The sequence below is a fragment of the Alteromonas sp. CyTr2 genome (assembly GCF_947311905.1).
Taxonomy (GTDB): Bacteria; Pseudomonadota; Gammaproteobacteria; order Enterobacterales; family Alteromonadaceae; genus Alteromonas; species Alteromonas macleodii.
The window spans coordinates 1-1,388 of the sequence record NZ_CAMZMZ010000080.1; the positions used below are offsets into that span (position 1 = coordinate 1).

Genomic DNA, 1,388 nt, shown 5'->3' on the forward strand with positions numbered 1-1,388 from the left:
CTAATGCCGTTCACTTAAGGTGAGCGGCATTTTTCTTTCTGCTGTATCGCTGTGGTCTCTTCTTAACTGTTCGGGGGAAGCTGCGTTCTCGCCGTGGAGCCAGAATAAGATTCTCAGCCATTTTATGCAGGTATTTATACTGCCTTGGAATTGCGCCGGGCGTTGAATAAGGCAGACCGACCAGCAGCGACGTCACCTGAGCCAGCGCACCATTAAAACTAAGCTGGTAAGGCAGGTAGTTTCCTTTAAGGTTAAAGCACATCTGAACCATCTGGTATCGCACTAGATTGTAGGTCAGCAATACGCCCCACAGTTCCTGCTTCACTAATTCAGGAAGGCGACTGCGCAGGGTCAGACGGTTTCCCAGCATGTATTGTTTTTGCTCCCTGTAGCCCAGCTCAATCTCCCAGCGATGCCCATATAAGTCAGCGATATCAGCTGCAGGGTAACGCATGGCATCAGTCATTGACGTAAGCACTTCATAGGTTTTACCTTTGATTTTTCGGCTCACAATACGAGCGGTCAGGGTATCGGGTAATCCCGGCCATAACTTCCTAGAGCGAGGGTTACTGCTTAACATTACCAACTTGTCGTTGCGTCCCAAGGAGCGAATTTCTTGATATTGCAGGTTCTTTTTAACAGGAATAAGCCAGTGACGGTTTTCCCCTTCGAGCTGCCATTGATGTAATAGGCCCAGGGAGTAAAACCCTTTATCGAACAGGGTGACACTATTATCTGGGGTAGTTTCGATAAGCTGTTCGGCCAGCCTCATTTCGTTGACGGCGTAACTATCAAACGCGCTTCCCGTCATCAGGTGGGTGCTTAGCTCCATCTGACAAACCATTCTTACTTGCGGGTAAAGAGAATCCTTTTGGCGTGAAAACGCGTCGGCATTTTCCGGCGTATCTTCGGTACGCCAGACGACACCATCAACGCCTAACAGCGTCAGCCCATTCCACTGAGGTAAGTGTGCCTGTCTGAGCCAGTGCGCCGTCATGTGCTGATACACCGCCTTTGCACCACTTTCCCCCAAGGTTTTACGACGCTGCGTTAACGCACTTTTCGCCACAAAAGGCTTACCCTCGCGATCAACAATATCGAGCAGGTTTACAACATCAGATATCGACTTGTCATTGTACAGCGCCATGCCTACAAGTAGCCATACCAGTGATTCAAGCGACAACTTACGTTTGCGCAAGGTAACTGTATCAGACATCTGATAAGCTTGTTCAATCAACTCTAATGGAATGAGGTCAGACAGCGCTTTAGCTTGTGGCTGCTTAACAGTATTGATGATGTCTAAAGCTTGAGAAACGTCCATAAAAAAATCCGATATCAGTTACCTGATACCGGATTTTGAAGCCTTAAAAAGATCGGTCAACCGATCA

At 48.1% G+C, this 1,388-nt stretch carries 1 protein-coding gene; it reads right to left on the reverse strand.

Annotated elements, in window-relative coordinates; all coding sequences use genetic code 11:
- Positions 1-10 precede the first annotated feature (10 nt).
- Entirely contained in the window at positions 11-1,321 is a 1,311-nt protein-coding gene (locus QME20_RS19625; protein ID WP_281716516.1) for an IS4 family transposase, read from the reverse strand.
- Positions 1,322-1,388: the final 67 nt, after the last annotated feature.

Bases quoted from the DNA above. Each gene is read 5' to 3' on its own strand.
- QME20_RS19625 (WP_281716516.1), bottom strand. From the start codon at position 1,321: ATGGACGTTTCTCAAGCTTTAGACATCATCAATACTGTTAAGCAGCCA.